The organism is Moellerella wisconsensis (assembly GCF_022592395.1).
Classification (GTDB): Bacteria; Pseudomonadota; Gammaproteobacteria; order Enterobacterales; family Enterobacteriaceae; genus Moellerella; species Moellerella wisconsensis.
This window is the reverse complement of record NZ_CP093242.1, coordinates 283,018-308,779: the sequence shown is the minus strand read 5'-3', so window position 1 is coordinate 308,779 and position 25,762 is coordinate 283,018. Positions and strand designations below refer to the sequence as shown.

The window sequence follows — 25,762 nt, the reverse complement described above, 5'->3', positions numbered from 1 at the left end:
TCTGGATAGCTAAATTTATATGAGGTCGATATGTCCACTGATCAAACGTTGACTGATGGCATGCACATTATTGTTGATGCGCTGAAGAAGAATGGTATTGAAACTATTTTTGGCGTAGTAGGGATCCCAGTCACTGATTTAGCTCGCCATGCACAAGCTGAAGGCATTCGCTATATCGGGTTTCGACATGAACAATCCGCAGGTAATGCAGCAGCTATTAGTGGCTATATAAATCAAAAACCGGGTATTTGTTTAACCGTTTCTGCGCCCGGATTTTTAAACGGAATGGTCGCCTTAGCCAATGCGACAACCAACGGCTTTCCGATGATCCAAATTAGTGGTTCAAGCGACAGAGCAATCATCGATTTGCAACAAGGTGATTATGAAGAGCTTGATCAAATGAATATCGCCAAGCCTTTTGTTAAAGCCTCTTATCGAGTTAATAAACCGGAAGATCTCGGTATTGCCTTAGCTCGTGCGATCCGCGCCTCTGTTTCGGGTCGCCCGGGTGGGGTTTATCTTGATTTAACCACCGAAGTTTTAGCCGCGGTTATGAATAAAGCCGATGCCGATAAAACTATTTTTACGGTGGAAGATCCTGCGCCTAAACAGCTGCCTTCACCGGCATCAGTTGATAAAGCACTCACTTTACTGGCAAATGCTAAGCGTCCTTTAATTATTTTGGGTAAAGGCGCGGCTTATTCGCGAGCTGAAGATAATATTAAATCCTTTATTGAAGCTACGGGCATCCCCTATTTACCCATGTCGATGGCGAAAGGGCTATTACCCGATACTCATCCGCAATCGGCAGCATCTGCGCGTTCATTTGCCTTATCCAATGCCGATGTTGTAGTACTGATGGGTGCTCGTCTAAATTGGTTATTGGGCCACGGTAAAGGGAAAAATTGGTCTCCAGAAACCCAATTTATTCAACTCGATATTGATGCAACTGAAATTGATAGCAACCGCCCAATTACTGCGCCTGTAGTCGGTGATATCTACTCCAGTATGGAGGCATTTGTTAAGGGATTGGAAACGATAAAAATCCAATCGCCACAAGATTGGACGGCTAGCCTTGATGAGCATAAGGCGAAAAATGTCGAAAAAATGGCCGCCAAATTAAATACTGAAACCTCGCCATTAAATTACTTTAATGCTCTGCGAGCCATCCGCGATGTACTGGTCGATCATAAAGATGTTTATGTGGTGAATGAAGGTGCCAACACCCTCGATAATGCACGTAATATTATCGATATGTATCAACCCCGTAAACGATTAGATTGCGGTACATGGGGTGTAATGGGTATCGGGATGGGCTACGCGATTGGTGCTGCCGTCAGTAGCGGCTTACCCGTTGTCGCTATTGAGGGAGATAGTGCCTTCGGCTTTAGCGGCATGGAAATAGAAACTATCTGCCGTTATAAATTACCGGTCACTATTTTGCTGTTTAATAATGGCGGTATTTATCGTGGTGATGGCGTTAACTTACATGGCGATGCAGATCCAAACCCTACCGTATTAATGGAAGCCGCTCGTTATGACAAAATGATCGAGGCCTTTGGCGGGATAGGTTATCACGCGACTACCGAAGCCGAAATTCAACAAGCCTTAAAAGCAGGTATCGAATCAGGTAAACCAACCCTAATTAATATTGCGATTGATCCTACCGTAGGAACTGAAAGTGGTCACATCGGTAATTTAAATCCACAGTCGATTATAAAAGACTAATTTATCTTCTGTATTTGACTAATAGGTAACGATATCTAGATGACAATCCCATTATCAGGAGGGTCATCTATAGTCTTCATTTACCGAATACGTGTTCGAACATCAATTAAAATAGATTCAAAATATGACAATTGAATTAATAATAATTGCCAACGAACTGAAAAATTAAATATCAATTAATAATTAATACTTTTATTTAATAATAGGTGACCAGTATGACTGGATTTATGTTCAATATATTTATGAGTGATCTACTTCCCATTATTCTTATAATGGCATTAGGTTATTTCAGTGGCAAGCGCTCTGTTTTTACTAACGATCAAGCGCGAGCATTTAACAAACTGGTTTTAAATTATGCTTTACCTGCGGCACTGTTTGTTTCTATCGTTCGCGCCAATCGTGAAATGATTTTTGCTGATACTAAACTCACCATAATTTCTTTTGTCGTTTTATTATTTTGTTTCTTCTTTTCTTTCTTTAGCTGTAAATATATTTTTAAACATACACGTGGCGAAGCTGCCGTATGTGCATTAATTGCCGGCTCTCCTACCATTGGATTTCTCGGGTTTGCCGTACTCGACCCTATTTATGGTGACACGGTTTCTACTGGCTTAGTTGTTGCAATTATTTCAATTATCGTCAATGCGATTACTATTCCAATTGGACTATTTTTATTAAACCCGGGCAATTCTGGCGATAAAAATAAAAAAGGCTCTAGCGGCATGAGCTCATTGATGTCAGCAGTAAAAGAACCGGTTGTTTGGGCACCAGTACTTGCTACCGTATTAGTACTTATCGGTATTAAAATTCCTGATGTTTGGGATCCTACCTTTGATCTTATTGCGAAAGCAAACTCCGGGGTAGCAGTATTTGCCGCGGGCTTAACCTTAGCAGCGAATAAATTTGAATTTGATAAAGAGATTGTCTACAACACGATTTTAAAACTGGTCTTTATGCCAGGTTTATTCTTACTCGTCGGCCTATTCTTTAATATGAGTTCAGTACAATTACAAATGATGGTACTCGCCGGGGCATTACCACCAGCATTCTCAGGGATCATTATTGCCAGCCGCTTTAATTTATATACAAGAACCGGTACCGCATCATTAGCCGTCAGTGTTCTTGGCTTTATTATCGCCGCTCCTTTCTGGATTTATGTTTCACGTTTAGTTTCTTAACCTCATTTAACGTGGTTAACTAAATACTATTTTTCAACATTGAGGTGTGTTATTAGCACCTCTTTTGTTTCGTATAACTTGTAATTTCCGCTGATCAATTCAAGAAATATTGCTGAAAATAGGGAAAGGATAATGACTCAATCTCTGCCATTAACAGGAATAAAAGTTCTCGATTTTACGGGTGTGCAATCCGGTCCATCTTGTACCCAGATGTTAGCTTGGTTCGGTGCCGATGTAATTAAAATCGAACGCCCCGGTGTCGGCGATGTTACCCGCCATCAACTGCGTGATATTAAAGATGTTGATGCGCTGTATTTCACCATGCTCAACAGTAATAAACGCTCATTAGAGCTGAATACCAAGACGCCGGAAGGCAAAGAAATCATGGAGAAATTAATCAAAGAAGCTGATGTACTGGTAGAAAATTTTCACCCCGGTGCAATAGATCATATGGGGTTCACTTGGGAACATATTCAGCAACTTAATCCGCGTTTAATTTTTGGCTCAATTAAAGGCTTTGATGAATGCTCTCCTTATGTCGATGTTAAAGCCTATGAAAACGTGGCTCAAGCAGCAGGCGGGGCGGCATCGACCACCGGCTTCCCCGATGGTCCTCCTGTTGTAAGCTCTGCGGCTCTCGGCGATAGCAATACAGGAATGCATTTGCTGATTGGTTTACTCGCGGCATTATTACAACGCGAAAAAACTGGCGTAGGCCAACGCGTGACCATGTCGATGCAAGATGCGGTATTAAATATGTGCCGAGTAAAATTACGCGATCAACAACGTCTTGAAAAACTAGGTTATTTAGAAGAATACCCACAATATCCAAACGGTACTTTTGGCGATGCCGTTCCACGCAGTGGAAATTCTAGCGGCGGGGGGCAACCGGGTAATATGCTCAAATGTAAAGGTGCAGAGAACGATCCTAACGCCTATATTTACTTTATTAATCAAGATCACAACTGGCCAAATACCTGTGATGCATTAGGGCGTCCAGAATGGAAAACCGACCCAGCATTTGCCACAACTGAAGCCAGAATTTCTCATCTTGATGATGTATGGGAAGCTATCGAACAATTAGCACAAGATAAAGACAAACATGAAATCACGGATTATTTTGATAAATTCGGGGTTCCGTGCTCTCCAGTTCTAAGCATGAAAGAGCTTGCCTATGATGCCTCTTTAAGAGCCAGTGGTAGTATTGTCGAAGTTGATCAGCCTCTACGTGGAAAATATCTTACCGTCGGCTGCCCAATGAAATTCTCTGCCTTTACTCCCGAAATTAAAAGTGCGCCATTATTAGGCGAGCATAATAATGAAATTTTACAGGCGCTAGGATATAGCCCAGAACAAATCGCCGAGATGAAAAAGAATCAGGTAATTTAATTAATATTATTCTGCTAATTAATATTAATCATAAAATAATACTCGTGTGTCGATTAATTATCGCCACACGATATTCAATCAATGAAATATGAAATATGAAATATGAAATATTTATATACCAACTGATATTTTAAATATTATCAAAAAACAACATTTAATTAAGACAATCCAAATATATATTTAATCTTAATAAGACTAAATATAGTGGCTATATATTAAATTAATATTTAATTTTTATAAATATTCATCTAATAATTAATTATTAAGGATATAAATAATGAATCCGACCCTAAATACTCAACAAAATAATATGATAAAAGTTGCTGCTGTCGATTTTATTCCTGCATGGGGAGACCTCGAGGGAAATATTAACCGCCTAGCTAACGCAGTCGAAGAAGTGGCTAAACAAGATATTCAATATGCGGTATTCCCAGAAACTGCTGTCAGCGGCTATATGTTTTCAGATTCGACAGAATTAGCCCCTTATTTAGATACTATCCCCGGGAAAACAACCGAGGCAATTTTACCCATTCTGGCTCGTACTGGGCTATATATCAGTGTCGGGATCGCTGAAAAAGACGGTCTTACTGGGCTAGCCTATAATTCAGCGGTATTGCTTGGGCCCGAAGGGATCATCGGTAAATATCGAAAAATTGGCTTGAATTCTCAAGATCAAAAAGTTTTTGCTAGCGGCAATAGCGGAGTAAATACATTTGAGACGCCTGTAGGCCGTATTGCTCTTTTAATTTGTTATGACGATACCTATTGGCAATATGCACGCCTTGCGGCATTACAAGGGGCTCAAATTATTGGTTGGCATTCAGTTTCTGATCGCATGATGCCCAATGCAACGGCCGCAGAAATGTTAGGCGATCACTCCACTGTCGCACATGTTCAGCATATGAGCGCCTTTAATGGTCTCTGGGTTATTTGTGCCACCCGTAGCGGTATTGAAACTAATCCAATCACCAAAGGACAACTGTATTATAATGGCGGTTCCAGTATTTGGTCGCCGACTGGGCATAAAATAGCGCAGTCCCCCGTGGTATCTCCATTAGAATTATCTCCCGGATTAAATGGCATTTATTGCGCTCAAATTTCTTTAGTCGAAGCGGATAAACAAAGAGCTTACTGTTTAGCTAAACGACGTCCAGCGCTTTATTCACCGACGCTGGCGTTACATCGAAGCCCTACAGATATTAATGCAACCGCCACGCAATCCTCAGTTAACCTAGTCGCGGCACAGTGGCCCGTAAACCAAACGTTATTAGCTTCACTCTCTGTTAATGAAAATGAATTAGTCGTTCTACCTGAGCTTTCAGCGATTCCATATACTACAGATGCAACCGTTATTCTTGCCAGTGCTGAGCCTCAAGGTGGCAGTTTTGAACAAACACTAATCAGCGCAGCACAACAGGGAAAAGGCTATATTGTCGGCAGTTATCCTGAGATAGACACAGATAAAATTTATCATACTGTCGTACTGGCAGGTCCCGCAGGCGAAATTTTGGCTCGTTATCGAGTGACTCATTTAAGCCAACGTGATCATGGTTGGGCTACTGCAGGGGAACAATTTTCTGTCACCACCACTCCAATAGGCCGAATCGCATTAGCTGCCGCCCATGAATTAAAAATACCGGAAGTTGGTGGAATGTACGGTGCACTGCGCGCGGATATTATTGCAGCGCCAGCAGGAGAACCGAGTTCACTAAAAGTCGAGATTGACCAAAAATTGTATTCCGTTGCCAACCCACCAACGGGTCGGGCAGATTATATACCGTATGCTGTAGCTACCCTTAACCAGCTTTGGGTCGTTTGTGGCGGACGTCAGCTCGGCGATTTTACTGCGGCAGCTATTTATGGACCTGAGCCTGTAGTTTTAACCCCAACGATTATTGCTGAAGCCAATACAACCGCTGCGCAATATCGTACTTTACTGCCCTCACCTTATACTTGGATTAATCAACAGCGGCTAATTGATGGCCAAGCCGCGATTTGGTTTACACCGTTAGTCCAATAAAACCTCTAATTTTATAACCCTATGATTTTATATAGCCTCTTTAATTTTTGATAAAAAAAACGCGATGTAAATAATTACATCGCGTTTTTATTTAATGCTCTTTAAAACTAAGTTAACTTTGCGCTCGAATCATCGAGCGCATTATCAACGATAATTAATAAACATTAATCTTTTTTGCTGCTGAAACCGGCATTTAACAGTTCAGCCAGGTTAGCTGTTGCTTCATCAGCACTTACTTGTGGTGATTCGACGATGTCATTCATATGACGGCGACGAATACGATCCTGATGATAAGCAAAACCAGTACCTGCTGGGATCAGACGACCCACGATAACGTTCTCTTTCAGACCACGGAGTTCATCACGTTTACCCGCAACTGCGGCTTCTGTTAGTACGCGTGTTGTTTCTTGGAACGATGCCGCTGAGATAAAGGATTCTGTTGCCAGAGATGCCTTCGTAATACCCAGTAAGTCACGAGCATATTTCGCTGGGACTTTGCCTTCTTGTTCCAATTTACGGTTTGCGACTTTAACGCGTGAATACTCAACCTGCTCACCTTCGAGGAAGTCAGAACTTCCTGCATCCTCAATAGTGACTTTACGCAGCATCTGACGCACGATAACTTCAATGTGTTTATCGTTTATCTTAACGCCTTGCAGGCGGTAAACTTCCTGAACTTCGTTGGTGATGTAACGCGTTACCGCGTGAACGCCACGCAGACGCAGGATATCATGTGGAGATTCTGGACCATCGGAGATCACATCACCACGTTCAACCATTTCGCCTTCGAATACGTTAAGCTGACGCCATTTAGGGATCATCTCTTCGTAAGCTTCAGAGCCGTCCATCGGTGTAATCACCAGACGACGTTTACCTTTGGTCTCTTTACCGAACGAAACAATACCGCTGATTTCAGCAAGAATTGCAGGCTCTTTCGGACGACGTGCTTCGAACAAGTCAGCAACACGTGGCAGACCACCGGTAATATCTTTTGTACCGCCAGATTCTTGAGGAATACGCGCTAACGTATCACCGGCAGAAATAGCAATACCATCGTCTAACTGAACAATAGCTTTACCCGGCAGGAAGTATTGTGCTGGCATATCAGTGTTAGGGATCAACACATCTTTACCATTCGCATCGACTACGCGCAGTGCTGGACGTAAATCTTTGCTACCACCAGTACGTTCCGCAGTATCTAATACGACCAGAGATGACAGACCTGTCAGCTCATCAGTCTGACGAGTAATCGTCTGACCATCAATCATATCAGAGTAACGAATAATACCTGAAACTTCACTGACAACCGGCATTGTATGCGGATCCCAGTTAGCTACGGTCTCGCCACCAGTAACTGCTGAACCGTCACCTTTGCTCAGGTGCGCACCGTAAGGAACTTTATAGCTCTCTTTAGTACGACCGAATTCATCAATCAGACGCAATTCAGTATTACGAGAAGTAATAACTAACTTGCCTTCTGTGTTCTTAACGAATTTAGCATTGAACAGTTTAAGTGTACCGGTATTACGAACTTGGATGCTAGATTCAGCAGCCGCACGAGATGCCGCACCACCAATGTGGAACGTACGCATCGTAAGCTGTGTACCCGGCTCACCGATTGACTGTGCTGCAATAACACCGATAGCTTCACCGCTATTGATGATATGACCACGCGCCAAATCACGACCGTAACACTTAGCACAGACACCGAAGTCAGTTTCACAACCAACCACTGAACGTACTTTTAAGCTGTCAACAGAATGCTCTTCTAACAGGTCACACCATTTTTCGTTCAATAGTGTATTACGTGGGACTAAAATGTCCGCTGTTCCTGGAGCTAATACATCTTCTGCTGTTACACGACCCAGTACACGTTCACGCAGTGGTTCTTTAACATCGCCACCCTCGATAACCGGAGTCATCAAGATACCTTCATGTGTACCACAGTCGACTTCTGTAACGACCAAGTCCTGTGCAACGTCGACTAAACGACGAGTCAGATAACCGGAGTTAGCTGTTTTCAATGCTGTATCCGCAAGACCCTTACGAGCACCATGCGTTGAGATAAAGTACTGAAGAACGTTCAGACCTTCACGGAAGTTTGCCGTGATTGGTGTTTCGATGATTGAACCATCTGGCTTAGCCATCAGACCACGCATACCTGCAAGCTGACGGATCTGAGCGGCAGAACCACGAGCACCGGAGTCAGCCATCATAAAGATGCTGTTGAAGGAGACTTGTTGCTCTTCTTCGCCGTCACGGTTGATCACAGTTTCAGTCGACAGGTTTTCCATCATCGCTTTAGCAACACGTTCGTTTGCCGCAGCCCAGATATCGATAACCTTGTTATAACGCTCGCCCGCAGTTACCAGACCTGATTGGAACTGCTCCTGAATTTCAGCAACTTCTGCTTCAGCTTCAGCGATAATACCGGCTTTTTTCTCTGGAATAACCATATCATCGATACCTACTGATGCACCTGAACGAGCTGCATAAGCGAAACCGGTATACATAATTTGGTCAGCAAAGATAACCGTAGGTTTTAAACCTAACATACGGTAGCAAGTATTTAGCATTTTAGAGATTGCTTTCTTACCTAATGGCTGGTTAACCAATGAGTAAGGCAATCCGCGTGGAACGATCATCCACAAAATGGCACGACCAACAGTCGTGTCAACTAAACCGGTATTAATGGTGACGTTGCCTTCACCATCTTTAACTTCTTCTGTGATACGAACTTTAACCCGGGCATGCAAAGAGGCATGACCAGAGCGATAAACACGTTCAGCTTCTTTAGGACCCGCTAAAACCATGCCTTCGCCTTTCGCATTTACACAGTCGCGAGTCATATAGTACAGGCCCAAGACAACGTCCTGAGATGGTACGATAATTGGCTCACCACTTGCAGGCGAAAGAATGTTGTTCGTTGACATCATCAGCGCACGTGCTTCTAACTGTGCTTCCAAAGTCAAAGGAACGTGAACCGCCATTTGGTCACCATCGAAGTCGGCGTTGTATGCCGCACAAACCAATGGGTGTAATTGGATTGCTTTACCTTCGATAAGAATAGGTTCAAATGCCTGGATACCCAAACGGTGCAGTGTTGGTGCACGGTTCAGCATCACTGGATGCTCACGGATGACTTCGTCTAGGATATCCCAAACGACGGCTTCTTCACGCTCAACCATTTTCTTCGCAGCTTTAATGGTTGTCGCTAAACCGCGCAGTTCTAATTTGCCGTAGATAAATGGTTTGAATAATTCAAGTGCCATTTTTTTAGGCAGACCGCACTGATGCAGGCGCAGGTATGGACCCACGGTGATAACCGAACGTCCAGAGTAGTCAACACGTTTACCCAGCAAGTTCTGACGGAAACGACCTTGTTTACCTTTGATCATATCAGCCAAAGATTTCAGAGGACGTTTGTTAGAACCCGTAATAGCACGGCCACGACGGCCATTATCTAACAAGGCATCAACCGCTTCCTGCAACATACGTTTTTCGTTACGTACGATGATATCAGGCGCAGCCAGATCCAGAAGACGTTTCAGACGGTTATTACGGTTAATAACACGACGATATAAGTCATTCAGATCAGATGTTGCAAAACGACCGCCATCCAATGGAACTAAAGGACGTAAATCCGGTGGCAGAACTGGCAGAACGTTTAAAATCATCCATTCTGGTTTATTTCCAGATTGAATAAACGCTTCTAACAGTTTGATTCGTTTAGTCAGTTTTTTACGTTTAGTTTCTGAGTTGGTTTCATTCAACTCTTCACGCAACGTTTCACATTCATTTTCCAGATCCAGGTTTTTCAGCAGGCCTTGGATTGCTTCCGCACCCATTTTTGCATCAAACTCATCACCGAACTCTTCCAGTGCATCCAGATATTGTTCTTCTGTCAGGATCTGACGACGTTCTAGGCTAGTCATACCGCCTTCAACAACGACATAAGATTCAAAATACAGAACACGTTCAATATCACGCAGCGGCATATCAAGCAGTAAGCCGATACGGGAAGGCAGTGACTTCAGGAACCAAATATGTGCTGTTGGTGACGCTAATTCAATGTGGCCCATGCGTTCACGACGGACTTTAGTCTGCGTAACTTCAACGCCACATTTTTCGCAGATAACACCACGATGTTTTAAACGTTTGTACTTACCGCACAAACATTCGTAATCTTTTACTGGGCCGAAAATACGGGCGCAGAAAAGGCCGTCACGCTCAGGTTTGAACGTACGGTAGTTAATGGTTTCTGGCTTTTTCACTTCACCAAATGACCACGAACGGATCATATCTGGTGATGCCAGAGCAATTTTGATCGCATCAAACTCTTCGGTCTTAGTTTGCGCTTTCAGAAACTTTAATAAGTCTTTCACGAAATGGCTCCTGTCGGAGTTAGACCTGTCAGGTGAGCGGCCCATGCCGCTCTCCCCAAAACCCAGTATATACACTGGCCGGACATCGCCAAACTCAATTTAACGATGCCGGCATAAAACGAATTACTCGTCTTCCAGTTCGATGTTGATACCGAGTGAGCGGATTTCTTTCAACAATACGTTGAAGGATTCCGGCATACCTGGTTCCATCTGGTGGTTACCATCAACGATGTTTTTATACATCTTGGTACGACCGTTAACATCATCTGATTTAACAGTAAGCATTTCTTGAAGAGTATAGGCAGCACCATATGCTTCCAGTGCCCACACTTCCATCTCCCCGAAACGCTGACCACCGAACTGAGCTTTACCACCCAACGGTTGCTGAGTAACCAAGCTATAAGAACCGGTAGAACGGGCATGCATTTTGTCATCAACCAAATGGTTCAGTTTCAACATATACATATAGCCGACGGTAACCTGACGCTCAAATTGCTCACCAGTACGACCATCAAACAGAGTAATCTGACCAGAAGTTGGCAGACCGCCCAGTTTCAGCAGTTCTTTAATTTCTTTCTCTTTTGCACCATCAAATACTGGAGTTGCAATCGGCATACCTTTTTTGAGGTTTTCAGCCAAACGCATAACTTCATCATCAGTGAAGGTGTTCAAGTCAACTTTCTGACGTGGATCGTCGCCCAAGTCATAAGCTTTCTGGATAAATTCACGCAGCTTAGCAACTTCTTGCTGCTGTTTAAGCATAGCATTGATTTTGTCACCAATACCTTTAGCTGCCATACCTAAGTGAGTTTCCAGAATCTGACCGATGTTCATACGTGATGGTACGCCCAGCGGGTTCAGTACGATGTCAACCGGGTTACCGTTTTCATCATAAGGCATATCTTCGATAGGATTAATTTTCGAGATAACACCTTTGTTACCATGACGACCCGCCATTTTATCACCCGGTTGGATCCGACGTTTAACCGCCAGATAAACCTTAACAATCTTCAGCACGCCAGGTGCAAGATCGTCGCCTTGAGTGATTTTACGACGTTTAGCATCGAGTTTTTTCTCAAACTCAGATTTCAGTTCATCATACTGCTCAGCAAGTTGCTCTAACTGATTTTGTTTTTCTTCATCAGGTAGGGCTAATTCTAACCAGCGTTCGCGTGGTAATTTATCCAGTTTTTCAGCTTCGATACCGCCGCTGACCAGCACTGAACGAATACGTGCAAACAGACCTGCTTCAAAAATACGCAGTTCTTCGGTTAAGTCTTTTTTCGCTTCGCGTAACTGACTTTCTTCAATTTCTAATGCACGCTTGTCTTTTTCAACGCCATCACGGGTAAATACCTGTACATCGATAATGGTACCGGAAACACCGTTAGGAACGCGCAGAGAAGAATCTTTAACGTCAGAGGCTTTTTCACCGAAAATAGCACGCAACAGTTTCTCTTCTGGAGTCAGCTGAGTTTCACCTTTAGGTGTTACTTTACCAACCAGAATGTCGCCACCTTTAACTTCAGCACCGATATAAACGATACCTGATTCATCCAGTTTAGACAGTGCAGCTTCACCCACGTTAGGGATGTCAGCGGTAATCTCTTCAGGCCCCAGTTTAGTGTCACGAGACACACAAGCCAGTTCTTGAATATGGATAGTGGTGAAACGATCTTCTTGAACAACACGCTCAGATACGAGGATGGAGTCTTCGAAGTTATAACCGTTCCATGGCATAAATGCCACGCGCATATTTTGACCAAGAGCCAGTTCGCCTAAGTCAGTTGATGGACCGTCAGCCAGCACATCACCACGTTCAATTGGTTCACCTAAAGATACGCAAGGCATCTGATTAATACAGGTGTTTTGGTTAGAACGAGTATATTTAGTCAAACTATAGATATCGATGCCCGCTTCACCCGGATACATCTCATCTTCGTTTACTTTGATAACGATACGTGAAGCATCGACGTACTGGATAGTACCACCACGTTTAGCGACAGCGGTTACACCGGAGTCAACAGCTACTGCACGTTCCATACCTGTACCCACTAGCGGCTTATCAGCACGTAATGTAGGAACAGCCTGACGTTGCATGTTCGCACCCATCAATGCACGGTTAGCATCATCGTGTTCAAGGAATGGGATTAAAGATGCACCAACAGAAACAACCTGTTGTGTGGAAACGTCCATATATTCAACCTGTTCACGGCTGAATAAGCTTGACTCACCACGGTTACGACAAGTAACCAGTTCGTCAACAAAATGACCTTCGTCATCTAATACGGTATTCGCCTGTGCAATGATGAAGTTACCTTCTTCAATCGCAGACAGGTAATGAATCTCATCAGTCACAATACCATCGCGTACTAAACGATACGGGGTTTCTAGGAAACCATATTCGTTAGTTTGTGCGTACACAGACAGTGAGTTAATCAGACCGATGTTTGGACCTTCTGGCGTTTCGATTGGACACACACGACCATAGTGAGTTGGGTGTACATCTCGAACTTCGAAGCCTGCACGTTCACGTGTCAGACCGCCAGGACCTAATGCAGAAATACGGCGTTTATGCGTGATTTCTGACAGCGGGTTATTTTGGTCCATAAACTGTGACAGCTGGCTGGAACCAAAGAACTCTTTGACTGCGGCAGAAATTGGTTTCGCATTAATCATATCCTGTGGCATCAATGCATCAAGATCGCCTAAAGATAGACGCTCTTTAACAGCACGTTCCACACGAACCAGGCCAACACGGAACTGGTTTTCAGCCATTTCACCGACTGAACGGATACGACGGTTACCTAAGTGATCGATATCATCCACTTCACCGCGACCATTACGGATCTCGATCAGCTTACGCATTACCTCAATGATATCTTCTTCACTCAGGATGCCTGCGCCTTCGATTTCTGTACGGCCCAATGAACGGTTGAATTTCATACGGCCAACAGCAGATAGATCATAACGATCTTCAGAGAAGAACAAGTTCTCAAACAAGTTTTCTGCTGCTTCGCGCGTTGGTGGCTCACCAGGGCGCATCATACGGTAAATTTCAACTAAAGCGCTTAAGCGGTCGTTAGTTGGATCGACACGAATGGTTTCAGAAATATAAGCACCGTGATCAAGGTCATTAGTAAACAATGTTTCAATTGTTTTGTGACCTGATTGGCTCAGACGCGCTAACGCATCTAATGAGAGTTCCATATTCGCCGCACAAATAACTTCACCTGTGCTTTCATCGATATAGTCTCTAGCAACCACTTTCCCAGCGATATATTCGACAGGAACTTCGATACTGGTAACTTCTTCTTTTTCCAATAAACGGATATGACGAGCAGTGATACGACGGCCTTTTTCTATATATACTTTGCCGTTTGCTTCGATATCAAAGGAAGCGGTTTCACCACGCAGACGCTCAGGAACTAGCGTCATCATTAGTTTGTTATCACGAATATTGAAAACAGTTTTTTCGAAGAACAGATTCAGAATGTCTTCGGTGCTGTAACTCATCGCACGCAGAATAATGGTCGCAGGTAATTTACGACGACGGTCAATACGTACAAATAAGTTATCTTTTGGATCAAACTCGAAATCGAGCCATGAACCACGGTAAGGGATAATACGTGCGTTATATAGCACCTTACCAGATGAGTGTGTTTTACCTTTATCACTGTCGAAGAACACACCAGGACTACGGTGTAACTGAGATACGATAACGCGCTCAGTACCGTTGATAACAAAAGTCCCGTTGTCAGTCATGAGTGGAATTTCACCCATGTAGACTTCTTGTTCTTTGATATCTTTAACAGTGCCTTCTGGAGCTTCACGCTCATACACGACTAAACGAAGTTTAACGCGCAGAGGGGCAGAATAGGTGATACCTCGGATTTGACATTCTTTAACATCAAATACTGGCTCGCCTAAACGATAGCTGACGTATTGCAGTTCTGCATTACCGCTATAGCTCTGAATAGGAAAAACAGAACGGAAAGCTGCTTCTAGCCCGTTCTGACCATCTGGATCTTGCTCGATAAATTTCTGAAACGAGTCAAGTTGAATAGATAGGAGATATGGAATATCCAGCACTTGTGGACGTTTACCAAAATCCTTACGAATACGTTTTTTCTCGGTATAGGAGTAAACCATAGGGTTCCTCAGCTCGCTGATCAGTGACCCACTCTATCCGTCCGAAAGGACAGCTCATCAACGCTATTTTTTGAATGGAAAAGAATATTTCCATAATACTCTTTGCAATTACTCTTAAATCATTTCATTGTGTTACTTTAACTACCGAGCTACCCGAGCGGGTCGTAGCTGAGAACACAGTATATTAAGGCGTCAATGGCAAGGAATATTGGAGGGCGAATTAACAACTAAATAGCGTGAAAAGCTGTTAACACCCATCACGCATTACAGCGCAAAAAGGCTGGTGACTATTAAATCACCAGCCATCAGCCTATTATAGTCAGGCTGCTAACTCAAAGCAAAACTTACTTGATCTCAACAGAAGCACCAGCTTCTTCCAGAGATTTTTTCAGAGTTTCTGCTTCGTCTTTAGATGCTGCTTCTTTGATTGTAGCTGGAGCAGATTCTACCATGTCTTTAGCTTCTTTCAGGCCAAGACCGGTCGCACCACGGACTGCTTTGATAACTGCTACTTTGTTAGCGCCGATTGAGCTCAGGATAACATCGAATTCAGTTTTTTCTTCAGCAGCTTCAGCAGGACCCGCAGCAACAGCTACAGCTGCAGCAGCAGAAACGCCGAATTTTTCTTCCATCATGGTGATCAGTTCTACAACGTCCATTACAGACATTTCTGCAACTGCATCAAGGATTTGTTCTTTAGTGATAGACATAACAAGTGTTCCTAAAATTCAGAAATAGTTTATACGTTAAAAAGCAACGAAGGAAATAGGCTATTAAGCAGCTTCTTTCTGATCGCGCAGTGCAGCCATAGTGCGAACCAGTTTGCCTGCAGAGGCTTCTTTCATGGTTGCCATCAGGCGTGCGATTGCTTCTTCGTAAGTTGGTAAAGTTGCCAGACGATCGATATCGGTAGCCTGGATAAATTCACCTTCAAAGGCCGCAGCTTTAATCTCGAATGCTGGATTCGCTTTCGCGAAGTCTTTGAACAGACGAGCAGCAGCGCCCGGATGTTCGTTAGAGAAAGCAATCAAGGTTGGACCGATAAACACGTCTTTCAGGCACTCATAAGCAGTACCTTCAACAGCACGACGGATTAACGTGTTACGAACAACACGAATATAAACGCCAGCTTCGCGACCTGCTTTACGCAGTTCAGTCATTTTGCCTACAGTCACACCGCGAGAATCCGCGACAACTGCAGAAAGCGCGCCTTTGGCTACTTCGTTGACTTCAGCAACAATCGCTTGTTTGTCTTGAAGATTTAGTGCCATTAGCTTCTTGCTCCTGGATTAACCGGGTAAACCCGGGGACTCACATCACTCAGTACACGGAATTGTGCCTGAGCGCTAAAACACGGTGAGCAGAATCCAGAATAAAATTCTTGGTGGCTCTGTCACCGTCTACGCAGGATGATTAAGTAATTAGATACACCTGCGGTCTTGGACGGGGTCTGGAAAAGGCCAGACTCCAACCGGAAATTCTGTTGCTTATCTGAAATAAATCGAATCTAAAATAAATAGAATCTGAAATAAATCACATAAACTGGGCGTCAGATTTTATACAAATCTGACGCAAAGGTAAAGTCTAATTCTTTAAATAGAATTAAACTGCAGCAGACAGACCAGATTGGTCGATTGCTACACCCGCTCCCATAGTGGTAGACAGGCTAACTTTCTTGATGTAAACACCTTTCGCTGTTGAAGGTTTTGCTTTTTTCAGCGCAACCAGCAGAGATTCCAGGTTTTCTTTCAATTTGTCTGCATCAAAGTTAGCTTTACCAATGGTAGTGTGGATAATACCATTTTTGTCGTTACGGTAACGAATCTGACCTGCTTTAGCATTTTGAACTGCTTCAGCAACGTTAGGAGTTACAGTACCAACTTTAGGGTTTGGCATCAGGCCACGTGGGCCCAGAATTTGACCTAATTGGCCAACAACGCGCATTGCATCAGGAGAAGCAATAACAACGTCGAAATTCATTTCGCCTTTTTTGATTGCGTCAGCCAGATCTTCCATACCCACCAGTTCAGCGCCAGCAGCTTTAGCAGCTTCAGCGTTTGCGCCCTGTGTGAACACAGCTACGCGAACTGAACGGCCAGTACCGTGTGGCAGTACAGTCGCACCACGAACGTTCTGATCTGATTTACGAGCATCGATGCCAAGGTTAACAGCAACATCAACGCTTTCTACGAATTTAGCAGTCGCTAATTCTTTCAGCAGAGTAATAGCTTCATTGATGTCATACAGTTTAGTTGCATCAACTTTTTCACGGATATTGCGCATGCGCTTATTCAGTTTAGCCATTGATTAATCCTCCACTACCAGGCCCATGGAACGAGCAGTACCTTCGATTGAACGCATCATAGCGTCAATGTCAGCACCCGTCATGTCCGCAGCTTTAGTTTCTGCGATTTCGCGAACCTGAGCTTTGGTTACTTTCCCTACTTTGTCTTTGTTAGGCTTACCTGAACCAGACTTAACGCCAGCTGCTTTTTTCAGCAGTACGGCTGCAGGAGGGGTTTTAGTAACGAAAGTGAAAGAACGGTCTGAATATACAGTAATAACAACTGGAGTTGGCAGACCTTTCTCTAGGCTTTCTGTTTTTGCGTTGAACGCTTTACAGAATTCCATGATGTTAACACCTTGCTGACCCAGTGCTGGACCAACCGGTGGACTTGGGTTTGCCATACCAGCTGCAACTTGCAGCTTAACGTAGGCTTGTACTTTCTTAGCCATGAAAAATTTCCTCTAGATGGGTGATAACGCCTAATTAAAGGCTCCCCGTAATATACGCCTCGTTCATTTTTGAACAAAGCACTAAAAACAAAAGGCGCGAAATTGTAGTATAATTTCCCGCCTTTTGCAAGCCAGTGATCGGAAGAGCTATATTAGCCTTTTTCGACCTGACTAAAATCTAATTCAACTGGAGTTGCGCGACCAAAGATAGAAACCGAAACTTTCAAGCGGCTTTTCTCATAATCCACTTCTTCAACAACCCCATTGAAGTCGGCAAATGGACCGTCACTAACACGTACCATTTCACCTGGTTCAAACAATGTTTTCGGACGTGGTTTATCACCAGCTTGTTGTAAGCGATTCATAATCGCATCAACTTCTTTATCACTAATTGGTGCTGGGCGATCTGATGTACCACCAATGAAGCCCATGACGCGAGGTACGCTACGTACCAAATGCCATGATTCATCATTCATCACCATTTGAACTAATACATAACCAGGGAAAAATTTACGTTCACTTTTACGACGTTGACCGCTACGAATTTCAACCACTTCTTCCGTAGGAACCATAACTTCGCCAAATGACTCTTCCATGTTATGTAATTTGATATGTTCGCGCAGTGACTGAGCAACACGACCTTCAAAACCAGAGAAAGCCTGAATCACATACCAACGCTTTTTAGGTGAATCTGACATCTTAGAAGAACCTCAGGCTTGTAAGGAATGAAACTAAACGCACCAGAATACCATCTAATCCCCATAGGATCAGTGCCATTATTGCGGTGACTACAGCAACAATTAATGTTGTCTGTAAGGCTTCCTGGCGAGTTGGCCAAATAACTTTACGCATTTCTGTACGTGCTTCACGCGCGAAAGCTAAAGTTGCTTTGCCTTTTGTTGTCCACAATGCAATAGCGCCAGCAACAGCTACGACGGCTACGACCGCTATCGCACGTAGAGCAAGATTATATTGTCGGAAGTAATAGTTACCCACTATAGCAACGACTAACAGGACAGCAACAACAATCCACTTTGTGATGTCAATGCCACGTCCACTTCCTTGAGCTTCGCTATTCGCACTCATAAAATCAACCTGCCACTATGAAGTATGTATAAAGTCAGCTTGTCTCACTGAAGCAAAACAAACCGAACCAATAGAATATGCCAATATTCTCTCTATGATACTAGGGAGACCGAGTTTACTGCAAACCCAAAGATGGATACTCGGTAGGTCCTGCGAGGTATAAGACTATTGGCCTGCCCGCAATACAGCAGACACTTATCAAATTCCGCAGGCAAATTCCAGCATGCTCTGTTATCTATTCACCGTTAGCATCAGAAATAATTCCTGATGGCTGGCAACGATAAAATATACCATAAATTAAGAGCAAAACCTTATTAAATCTCATGATCCTGGATAAAGTATTTATACAGGAAAGTCATTAATTGTCCCTTTGTCTCATTTTAATTAAATTAAAATTCCACCTAAAGGATAAAAAATGCACTGTTTTTTTATTATTTCAGAGCCTATCTCACCAATAATTAGCCAACTATTGATGAGATAGGTTCTTAATTTTACAACGTATAAAAAGGGCATCATATGATGCCCTTTTTATTATACTAAAATGCTATTACTTGATGATGCTAGCAACAACACCCGCACCTACAGTACGGCCACCTTCACGGATCGCAAAACGCAGACCTGCGTCCATTGCGATTGGGTGGATCAGGGTAACGATCATTTGGATGTTATCACCTGGCATTACCATCTCAACGCCTTCTGGCAGTTCGATAGTACCGGTTACGTCAGTTGTACGGAAGTAGAACTGTGGACGGTAACCTTTGAAGAATGGAGTATGACGGCCACCTTCATCTTTGCTCAGGATATAAACTTCTGATTCGAAAGTTGTATGTGGAGTGATTGAACCTGGTTTAGCCAAGACTTGACCACGTTCGATATCATCACGCTTAGTACCACGCAGCAGAACACCAACGTTCTCACCAGCACGGCCTTCGTCCAGCAGTTTACGGAACATTTCAACGCCAGTACAAGTTGTTTTCACGGTATCTTTGATACCAACGATTTCAACTTCTTCACCAACTTTAACGATACCACGCTCAACACGACCAGTAACAACTGTACCACGGCCTGAGATTGAGAATACGTCTTCGATTGGTAACAGGAATGGCTTATCAATGTCACGCTCTGGTTCTGGGATATAAGAATCCAGTGCTTCTGCCAGTTCAACAATTTTAGCTTCCCACTCAGCTTCGCCTTCCAGTGCTTTCAGCGCTGAACCACGGATTACTGGAGTGTCATCGCCTGGGAAATCGTACTGAGACAGCAGCTCACGTACTTCCATTTCAACCAGTTCTAACAGCTCTTCGTCGTCTACCATGTCACATTTGTTCAGGAAAACGATGATGTATGGAACGCCAACCTGACGACCTAACAGGATGTGCTCACGAGTCTGTGGCATAGGGCCATCAGTCGCAGCAACAACCAGAATTGCACCGTCCATCTGAGCAGCACCGGTGATCATGTTTTTAACATAATCGGCGTGTCCTGGGCAGTCTACGTGTGCATAGTGGCGTGACGGAGTATCGTATTCTACGTGAGAAGTAGAGATGGTGATACCACGTGCTTTCTCTTCTGGTGCGTTATCGATTTGATCGAATGCACGAGCGTTACCGCCGTAGGTTTTAGCTAATACAGTTGAGATAGCTGCAGTCAGAGTTGTTTTACCATGGTCAACGTGGCCGATTGTACCAACGTTAACGTGCGGTTTTGAACGTTCAAATTTTTCTTTAGACACGACTCTATTCCTTATAGAGTTCCCTCTTCACTATGAAGAAGGAACCAAATTAAATAGTTAAACCGATAAAAATCGATTATCTAGCATTACGCGCTTCAATAACAGCTTGAGCTACGTTGTTTGGCGCTTCGTTGTACTTCAAGAACTCCATAGAGTAAGAAGCACGGCCTTGGGTCTGTGAACGCAGGTCAGTTGCATAACCAAACATTTCAGACAATGGTACTTGTGCGCGAACGATTTTACCAGTAGGGATATCATCCATACCTTCAATCATGCCGCGACGACGGTTCAAGTCACCAATTACATCACCCATGTAGTCTTCTGGTGTTTCCACCTCAACTTTCATGATTGGCTCAAGCAGTACTGGACGAGCTCGTTTGAAGCCTTCCTTGAACGCAAGTGATGCAGCCAATTTAAACGCCAACTCAGAGGAGTCGACATCATGGTAAGAACCGAAGTGCAAACGAACACCTAGGTCTACTACTGGGTAACCAGCCAGTGGGCCTGATTTAAGCTGCTCTTGGATACCCTTGTCAACTGCAGGGATGTATTCACCAGGAATTACACCACCTTTGATTTCGTTAACGAATTCGTAGCCTTTCTCGTTAGTACCAGCTTCCAGTGGGTACATGTCGATAATAACATGACCATACTGACCGCGACCACCAGACTGTTTCGCATGCTTACCTTCAACATCTTTAACGATGTCGCGGATAGCTTCACGGTATGCAACCTGAGGTTTACCAACGTTAGCTTCAACTTTAAACTCACGACGCATACGGTCAACCAATACATCCAGGTGAAGTTCACCCATACCTGCGATGATAGTTTGGCCAGTTTCTTCGTCAGTTGACACACGGAAAGATGGATCTTCTTGCGCCAAACGGCCCAATGCGATACCCATTTTTTCTTGGTCAGCTTTAGTTTTTGGTTCAATTGCTACAGAGATTACTGGCTCTGGGAATTCCATACGTTCTAAGATGATTGGTGCATCAACAGCACAAAGAGTATCACCTGTAGTTACGTCTTTCAGACCGATAGCTGCCGCGATGTCACCAGCGCGAACTTCTTTAATCTCTTCACGTTTGTTAGCATGCATCTGAACGATACGACCAAAACGTTCTTTCTTAGATTTAACTGGGTTGAATACGGTATCACCGGAGTTAACCACACCAGAATAAACACGGAAGAATGTTAAGTTACCAACAAATGGGTCAGTTGCGATTTTAAACGCAAGTGATGCAAATGGTTCTTCATCGCTAGGATGACGTTCTGCTGGAGTATCTTTACCGTCATCTAAAATACCTTTGATTGCAGGTACTTCGATTGGAGATGGTAAATATTCAATAACAGCATCCAGCATCGCCTGAACACCTTTGTTCTTAAATGCAGAACCACAGGTAACCAGGATGATTTCGTTGTTCAGAACGCGTTGACGTAAGCCTTCTTTAATTTCAGCTTCAGTCAGGTCTTCACCGCCCAGATATTTTTCCATCAGTTCTTCTGATGCTTCTGCTGCAGATTCAACCAAGTTGCTGTGCCATTTGTCTGCTAATTCTTGCAGTTCTGCAGGAATATCTTCGTAGACAAAGGTAACGCCCTGATCTTCTTCACTCCACTGAATAGCTTTCATTTTAACCAGGTCAACAACACCTGTGAATGCTTCTTCAGCGCCAATAGCTAATTGGAGTGGAACTGGGTTAGCTGCTAAGCGAGTTTTAAGCTGCTCAACAACTTTCAAGAAGTTAGCACCCATACGGTCCATTTTATTAACGAACGCGATACGTGGTACTTTATATTTGTTAGCCTGACGCCATACGGTTTCAGACTGTGGCTGAACACCACCAACCGCGCAGTAAACCATTACCGCACCATCAAGAACACGCATAGAACGTTCTACTTCGATTGTGAAGTCAACGTGTCCTGGGGTGTCGATGATGTTTACACGATGTGGCTCGAACTGTTTTGCCATACCTGACCAGAATGCAGTAGTTGCAGCTGAAGTGATAGTAATACCACGTTCTTGCTCCTGCTCCATCCAGTCCATAGTTGCAGAACCTTCGTGAGTCTCACCGATTTTATGGTTTACACCAGTATAGAACAGGATACGTTCTGTAGTAGTGGTTTTACCGGCGTCGATATGTGCACTGATACCGATATTACGGTAACGTGAAATGGGTGTTTGACGAGCCATTTTTTCCTCTCTCGTGGACGTTCGATTCTTATGAAGGGTAGCAAATTGCTACCCTGAGAAATATAACTATCGAAGGGATTACCAACGGTAGTGTGCGAACGCCTTGTTAGCTTCTGCCATACGGTGAACGTCTTCACGTTTCTTAACAGCAGTGCCTTTGTTTTCAGCCGCATCCGATAATTCGTTTGCCAGGCGCAGAGCCATTGACTTATCACCGCGTTTACGAGCAGCTTCAACGATCCAACGCATTGCCAGAGCATTACGACGAACCGGACGAACTTCAACTGGTACTTGGTAAGTAGACCCACCTACACGGCGAGATTTAACTTCTACAGTCGGACGCACGTTATCAAGCGCGAGTTCGAATGCATCAAGTTCAGTTTTACCAGAACGCTGAGCCAGGGTCTCAAGCGCGTTATACACGATAGCTTCTGCAGTAGATTTTTTACCGTCTACCATCAGGATATTTACAAATTTAGCCAGTAATTCTGATCCGAACTTAGGATCTGGAAGAATTTTACGTTGACCAATTACACGACGACGTGGCATGGAAATACTCCGTTGTTAATTCAGGTTTGTCCAAAACTCTACGAGTTTATTATGACATTGAAATTAAAAATGTTTGGCCTTACTTAACGGAATCCATTAAGCCTTAGGTCTTTTAGCGCCGTATTTAGAACGACCTTGTCTGCGGTCTTTAACACCTGAACAGTCGAGTGCGCCGCGAACGGTGTGATAACGCACACCTGGTAAGTCTTTAACACGACCACCACGGATCAGAATTACGGAGTGCTCTTGCAAGTTGTGGCCTTCACCACCGATGTAAGAAGAAACTTCGTAACCATTAGTTAAACGAACACGACATACTTTACGCAGTGCTGAGTTTGGTTTTTTTGGTGTAGTAGTATATACGCGAGTACATACACCACGTTTTTGCGGGCACGCTTCCAGAGCTGGAACGTTGCTTTTTGCAACTTTCGAACTACGGGATTTGCGAACCAGCTGATTAATAGTTGCCATTATTAAAAAAGCTCCTGGTTTTTTTGCTTCGTAAACACGGATTTTGGCCTCGTTTGCCAAGATGACAATACACGAGGACGCGAAATTTTATTGCCGACTGGCTCAGGTGTCAAGAAATATACAGCTTTTGCTGCAATTACCATGCAAAATGCTGAGAATGTTTCACCGTAAGCAGAACAAACTGTTGATATGTGAGCTGAGGAACGTCGGTAGATAGTACTGTTTGTAACCCTCTAGCCTCTACATCATCTTTTAATGCAAATATATTGACGCCTTTTTTTTGTAACATTGCCAGATAATATCCTGCATTAGTTGCCGCTAATACACCATCCTGAATCAATAAAACTTCATCCTCAGGCGTCAGCAAACTAACTATTGCTGCCAAATCACAATTAAAAGGTGACGATGCGATTGTATAAAGCATAAATGTGATCCTACTACAAGTCAGGTCAAAATTTAAGCACAATATCAAACTGAGCTAATTTTTGACCTATCTTCTCAGCAGATATAATTTCAGCATCAATAATTAATTCATTCTCTGAGGATAAGCCTCTCGCCACCAAATCTTCATGGCAAATATAGCATTGTTCAATATCGTACAAAGGCAATATCTTAAAAGTCGAAATATAATCACGGCTGTGTATCAGGGCGGGCTGCTGATGTTTTAGTAGTTGGCAAACACCATCAGAAAGAAAGAAAACAGCGATATTATCCGTTAATGCAGATGTCGCTAACAGTGCGTCTAATCCTTCACGTCCATGCGATTGCCCATGAGGCATGGTTGTAAAAACAAAAGCTATTTTTTTCACCCTATACCTCAAAAACGAATAACACGGTCACATGTTAACATTGCTTCTGCTAACGTCCCTAAACCGCTCATAATAAATTTATCGGCCAAATTATATGCGGATTCGCCTAATTCAGCGGCTTGTTGATGATTAATGATCCCACGACGCAAAGCAGCAGCGACACAAATATGTAATTCACATCCCGAAAGGGCAGAAAGTTGCTGCCATGCAGCGACCAAATTAAATTCGTCACTGGCGGGCGATGTCAATCTATTGGCATTATAGACACCATCTTGATAAAAAAAGATTGTTTTTAACTGATGGCCTTCAGCAAGCAATGCCTGTGCAAATTGGTAAGCGCTCGATGCCTGCTGAGTGCCGTAAGCCGGCCCTGTTACCATTAAACAATAATTCAATATTGCTGGGTTACTCATTCGTCACTCTTGAATTGGCGAATATACAAATACACCGTATGTTTGGAGATATTTAGTCTATCTGCAACTTGGTTAATCGCATCTTTAATATCAAAAATACCTTTTTCGTACAGATTTAATACCACTTGTTTATTTTTGGCATTATTTGATACAGAACGATCGAGATTTACTTCTTCAATTGTATATTCTAACGTCTGTGCAACGAGATCATCCACCGATGAAGCAAAGTTCACATCAGAATTTATTTCATGTGTCTCTTCAGGAATAAATGTTTTAATAATCTCAGAGAACGGCACATCCAAGTTCATATTAATACAGAGCAAACCAATAACTCGCTGCTGACGATTACGAATAGCGATAGTCATCGATTTCATTAAATCACCACTTTTAGCCTTGGTGAAATACGCTTTTGATACGCTAGATTTATCATCGGCCATATCATGCAATGTACGTAATGCCAGATCGGTAATCGGTGAACCGATTTTGCGGCCCGTATGCTGTCCATTAGCAATACGAACAGCTGAATAATTGAGGTCTTCTAAAGAGTGAAGAACAATTTCACAGTGCGCGCCAATTAGCATAGCTAAGCCATCAACTGCCGCTTCATAAGATTTAAGTATATCGCGGTCAGTCTCAGTAAAAGGCTGATTATCAAGTAAATTAATATCGTGGTGGTCACTGCTTAATAATGAATTTGACATTCAATACACCATCCTTCAAGTGTAAAAAGTATCATCAAGGCTATTATCGAGTTGCTTAATTATTCTAAAGCCATTATTTCCCGTTATTTTTCCAATGGCAAAGGTGTTAGCGATATTTATTTATCTGAATTAACTCATATTTTAAATTCTGATAGTTTCGGCTAGGCACTTTTTACTTCTACCATTAAATGACTTGGGGATGGCGTCTATTTAACCATG

General features: G+C 43.3%; 20 protein-coding genes. 4 read left to right on the top strand and 16 right to left on the bottom strand.

All coding sequences use genetic code 11. From position 1 onward, the window contains the following. Positions 1–30 precede the first annotated feature (30 nt). The 4 genes from oxc to MNY66_RS01270 all read left to right on the top strand — a co-directional run bounded on the left by oxc (position 31) and on the right by MNY66_RS01270 (position 6,315). Positions 31–1,728, top strand: coding sequence for an oxalyl-CoA decarboxylase (gene oxc / locus MNY66_RS01285; protein ID WP_047254803.1), 1,698 nt, complete (start codon positions 31–33; stop codon positions 1,726–1,728). Between the two features lie 227 nt (positions 1,729–1,955). Beyond that, complete coding sequence (gene yfdV, locus MNY66_RS01280) at positions 1,956–2,906, top strand: transporter YfdV (RefSeq protein ID WP_156170966.1); 951 nt, start codon at positions 1,956–1,958, stop codon at positions 2,904–2,906. A 132-nt stretch (positions 2,907–3,038) separates the two neighbouring features. After that, entirely contained in the window at positions 3,039–4,295 is a 1,257-nt protein-coding gene (frc, locus tag MNY66_RS01275; protein ID WP_241501272.1) for a formyl-CoA transferase, read from the top strand. Between the two features lie 277 nt (positions 4,296–4,572). Next, positions 4,573–6,315, top strand: a complete 1,743-nt coding sequence (locus MNY66_RS01270) for a nitrilase-related carbon-nitrogen hydrolase (RefSeq protein WP_241501271.1) — start codon at positions 4,573–4,575, stop codon at positions 6,313–6,315. A gap of 164 nt (positions 6,316–6,479) precedes the next feature. Here MNY66_RS01270 and rpoC read toward each other — a convergent pair whose 3' ends face one another. The 16 genes from rpoC to MNY66_RS01190 all read right to left on the bottom strand — a co-directional run bounded on the left by rpoC (position 6,480) and on the right by MNY66_RS01190 (position 25,543). Continuing rightward, positions 6,480–10,700: a DNA-directed RNA polymerase subunit beta' gene (rpoC, locus tag MNY66_RS01265; RefSeq protein WP_047254799.1), complete on the bottom strand. Its 4,221-nt coding sequence runs from the start codon at positions 10,698–10,700 to the stop codon at positions 6,480–6,482. A 123-nt stretch (positions 10,701–10,823) separates the two neighbouring features. After that, on the bottom strand, positions 10,824–14,852 hold the full coding sequence (gene rpoB, locus MNY66_RS01260) for a DNA-directed RNA polymerase subunit beta (protein ID WP_047254798.1): 4,029 nt from the start codon (positions 14,850–14,852) through the stop codon (positions 10,824–10,826). Between the two features lie 344 nt (positions 14,853–15,196). Further along, the gene (rplL, locus tag MNY66_RS01255) at positions 15,197–15,562 is read right to left on the bottom strand and encodes a 50S ribosomal protein L7/L12 (RefSeq protein WP_047254797.1); all 366 of its coding nucleotides are present in this window, start codon (positions 15,560–15,562) and stop codon (positions 15,197–15,199) included. A gap of 63 nt (positions 15,563–15,625) precedes the next feature. Then, positions 15,626–16,123 (bottom strand): 50S ribosomal protein L10, encoded by a 498-nt coding sequence (gene rplJ / locus MNY66_RS01250; protein WP_047254796.1) that lies wholly within the window; start codon positions 16,121–16,123, stop codon positions 15,626–15,628. Positions 16,124–16,454: 331 nt separating this feature from the next. After that, positions 16,455–17,156, bottom strand: coding sequence for a 50S ribosomal protein L1 (rplA, locus tag MNY66_RS01245; RefSeq protein WP_047254795.1), 702 nt, complete (start codon positions 17,154–17,156; stop codon positions 16,455–16,457). Positions 17,157–17,159: 3 nt separating this feature from the next. Further along, entirely contained in the window at positions 17,160–17,588 is a 429-nt protein-coding gene (gene rplK / locus MNY66_RS01240; RefSeq protein WP_047254794.1) for a 50S ribosomal protein L11, read from the bottom strand. 152 nt (positions 17,589–17,740) lie between these two features. After that, on the bottom strand, positions 17,741–18,286 hold the full coding sequence (gene nusG / locus MNY66_RS01235; protein ID WP_047254793.1) for a transcription termination/antitermination protein NusG: 546 nt from the start codon (positions 18,284–18,286) through the stop codon (positions 17,741–17,743). A 1-nt stretch (position 18,287) separates the two neighbouring features. After that, positions 18,288–18,674, bottom strand: coding sequence for a preprotein translocase subunit SecE (secE, locus tag MNY66_RS01230; protein WP_047254792.1), 387 nt, complete (start codon positions 18,672–18,674; stop codon positions 18,288–18,290). 547 nt (positions 18,675–19,221) lie between these two features. Next, positions 19,222–20,406 carry an elongation factor Tu gene (gene tuf, locus MNY66_RS01225; protein ID WP_241501149.1) on the bottom strand — a complete coding sequence of 395 codons (1,185 nt, stop codon included), beginning with the start codon at positions 20,404–20,406 and terminating at the stop codon, positions 19,222–19,224. 76 nt (positions 20,407–20,482) lie between these two features. Beyond that, positions 20,483–22,600: an elongation factor G gene (gene fusA / locus MNY66_RS01220; RefSeq protein ID WP_047255309.1), complete on the bottom strand. Its 2,118-nt coding sequence runs from the start codon at positions 22,598–22,600 to the stop codon at positions 20,483–20,485. Positions 22,601–22,678: 78 nt separating this feature from the next. Continuing rightward, positions 22,679–23,149 (bottom strand): 30S ribosomal protein S7, encoded by a 471-nt coding sequence (rpsG, locus tag MNY66_RS01215; RefSeq protein WP_047255310.1) that lies wholly within the window; start codon positions 23,147–23,149, stop codon positions 22,679–22,681. Between the two features lie 96 nt (positions 23,150–23,245). Continuing rightward, positions 23,246–23,620 (bottom strand): 30S ribosomal protein S12, encoded by a 375-nt coding sequence (gene rpsL, locus MNY66_RS01210; protein ID WP_047255311.1) that lies wholly within the window; start codon positions 23,618–23,620, stop codon positions 23,246–23,248. Between the two features lie 136 nt (positions 23,621–23,756). Then, positions 23,757–24,044: a sulfurtransferase complex subunit TusB gene (gene tusB / locus MNY66_RS01205; protein WP_241501270.1), complete on the bottom strand. Its 288-nt coding sequence runs from the start codon at positions 24,042–24,044 to the stop codon at positions 23,757–23,759. Between the two features lie 25 nt (positions 24,045–24,069). Continuing rightward, positions 24,070–24,429: a sulfurtransferase complex subunit TusC gene (gene tusC / locus MNY66_RS01200; protein WP_047255313.1), complete on the bottom strand. Its 360-nt coding sequence runs from the start codon at positions 24,427–24,429 to the stop codon at positions 24,070–24,072. Positions 24,430–24,437: 8 nt separating this feature from the next. Next, positions 24,438–24,824 (bottom strand): sulfurtransferase complex subunit TusD, encoded by a 387-nt coding sequence (tusD, locus tag MNY66_RS01195; RefSeq protein ID WP_231637007.1) that lies wholly within the window; start codon positions 24,822–24,824, stop codon positions 24,438–24,440. 14 nt (positions 24,825–24,838) lie between these two features. Next, positions 24,839–25,543 carry a helix-turn-helix transcriptional regulator gene (locus MNY66_RS01190; protein WP_047255315.1) on the bottom strand — a complete coding sequence of 235 codons (705 nt, stop codon included), beginning with the start codon at positions 25,541–25,543 and terminating at the stop codon, positions 24,839–24,841. Between the last annotated feature and the right edge of the window lie 219 nt (positions 25,544–25,762).